Raw genomic sequence first — 1,941 nt, 5'->3', positions numbered from 1 at the left:
TTTGGCGAAGCAGGCTGCCGTGTAGTTATTGAAGAATTTCTTGATGGCGAAGAAGCCAGCTTCATCGTTATTGCAGATGGTAAGAATATTCTACCGATGGCAACCAGCCAGGACCATAAGCGCGTTGGCAACGGCGACACTGGCCCAAATACTGGTGGAATGGGTGCCTATTCACCGGCTCCAGTTGTAACCCAGGAGATCCATGATCGCATCATGTCTGAAGTCATTATCCCAACCGTCGAAGGTATGGCGAAGGAAGGCAATGACTATACAGGCTTCCTCTATGCAGGTTTAATGATTTCAAAAGATGGCCAACCAAAAGTCATCGAATATAACTGCCGTTTCGGCGACCCTGAAACACAACCTATTATGATGCGCCTGCAATCTGATCTAATTACTCTATGCAATGCGGCATTGGATAAGACTCTCGATAAAACAACAACAGACTGGGATTCTCGCGCAGCAGTTGGCGTTGTCTTGGCCGCTGGTGGCTACCCAGGAAGCTACGACAAAGGCCTCATCATTAAAGGCCTAAAGCAAGGCGAGTCTGATGTTGCAAAAGTATTTCATGCAGGCACCAAACTCGATGGCGAGCAAGTAGCAACGTCTGGTGGCAGAGTATTATGCGCTACAGCTCTGGGCAACAATGTGACTGAAGCTCAGCAAAAGGCCTATCAGCTTGCACAAAATATCAGCTGGGAAGGTATGTTCTATCGAGATGACATTGCCTACCGAGCCATTGCCCGAGAGCAGCAGTCTTAAGGCAGCCAAACCCTGTAAACTAATCTGTCTGGGTGACCTATGAACTATAGCGACATAGAGAAATTCGCAAAAGAGCTAGCAATCAAAGCTGGCTCGATGATTAAGTCGGAACGAGCAAAAGGCTCACTCAGTCAGAATTACAAAGATCAACATGAGCTAGTAACATCTGCAGACATTGCAGCAGACAAACTAATCATCGAAGCTATTCAAGAAAAATTCCCTCACCACCGTATCATGTCTGAAGAGACATATACCGATACGAGCCAAGGCAAAGACCTAGCTGAACCCATCTGGATTATTGACCCCATTGACGGCACCGTTAATTATGCTCACGGCCACTTTATGGTCGCCGTCTCTATCGCATTCGCGTGTGAAGGTGAGGTACAAGTGGGAATTGTCTACAATCCGTTTCTGGACGAGTGCTATTCCGCTATTTTGGGGCAAGGCTCTTATTTGAATCAGAACAAGCTATCCGTCAGCAACCAAGACAATTTACGGAAAGCCCTGATTGCCACGGGTTTCCCTTACGATAAAAGCACCGTACCTGAAATCATGCGCCGAACAGAAAAGGTGCTGATGAAATGCCAAGACATTCGCCGCCTAGGCTCTGCTGCAATGGATATCTGCTGGGTTGCAAATGGCCGCCTTGACGGCTATTTTGAGTCACTGAGCCCCTGGGACTTCGCTGCAGCCAGACTGATTGCCCTTGAAGCCGGTGCACGCTGCGGCCACTTCACCCCAGTACCTGAAGGTATTCCTGCCTGCATCTACAACAACAACCTTCTCATTAGCACGCCAGCAATCTATGACGCTCTAGACGAAATTCTGGATTAGAGCTCGCTGAATCCAAGGCAAAAAAAAGGAGCCAAAATGGCTCCTAAAAAGTCCTTATAACAACTAGGGATTGGAAAGTGATGATTGGAGAGGCTCCGCGCAACTAAGTCACTTCCCCTTGCGCTGATAACTTAAGCCTAGCCAAGTTAAGCAATAATTCCTGTGCATCTTTCATTTCAACACCTTTTAACACCTAGCGTTACAGGCATCACGCCCTCTGTTACAAAACCAGGAACAGACACTTTGATAAACAAGAAAATATAAACATTAATTTATTCAACAAAACCAATGATTTATGTTGCAACGCTATAATTTAGATTATATTATCCACTTAATGCACTGTTA

2 protein-coding genes are annotated in these 1,941 nt (G+C 46.3%); both read left to right on the top strand.

The annotated features are described in order from the left end of the window. A partial coding sequence (purD, locus tag A3766_RS17170; RefSeq protein WP_068642577.1) for a phosphoribosylamine--glycine ligase occupies nt 1–762 on the top strand: 762 nt, incomplete at its 5' end. A gap of 39 nt (nt 763–801) precedes the next feature. Then, nucleotides 802–1,596, top strand: a complete 795-nt coding sequence (locus tag A3766_RS17165; protein WP_068512169.1) for an inositol monophosphatase family protein — start codon at nt 802–804, stop codon at nt 1,594–1,596. Nucleotides 1,597–1,941: the final 345 nt, after the last annotated feature.

The sequence above is a fragment of the Oleiphilus sp. HI0132 genome, assembly GCF_001635845.1.
Note: the sequence above shows the minus strand (reverse complement) of the source record. Positions and strands in the feature narration are given on the sequence as shown.

Coding starts and splice junctions, on each gene's coding strand:
- A3766_RS17165 (WP_068512169.1), top strand. CDS start 802: ATGAACTATAGCGACATAGAGAAATTCGCAAAAGAGCTAGCAATCAAA.